General features: G+C 42.6%; 1 protein-coding gene. It reads right to left on the bottom strand.

Features of this window, described 5'->3' with window-relative positions:
- Positions 1 to 237 (bottom strand): iron chelate uptake ABC transporter family permease subunit (locus tag SB658_RS27415; RefSeq protein WP_410603707.1); only part of this gene is annotated, 237 nt, incomplete at both ends.

Raw genomic sequence — 237 nt, 5'->3', positions numbered from 1 at the left:
GGTGTTAATCCACCTGGTGAAGAAGACCCAATTCCATATACAATGCTCGCTCCAAACGCAGCCCCAATAAAAGATGCGATAACGAACATTAAATAAGGTGAATTAGGGAAGAATGCATACATAATTGCAATTCCAAATACGGCTCCATCTGTAATTCCCATTAACGATGGTGAAGCAAGTGGATTTCGCGTCATACCTTGCATAATTGCCCCTGATACCGCTAAAAAGGCACCAGCA

Origin of the sequence: Bacillus sp. SIMBA_008 (assembly GCF_046535495.1) — a bacterium.
GTDB lineage: Bacteria > Bacillota > Bacilli > Bacillales > Bacillaceae > Bacillus > Bacillus subtilis.
This window is presented reverse-complemented; position numbering and strand designations above follow the sequence as displayed.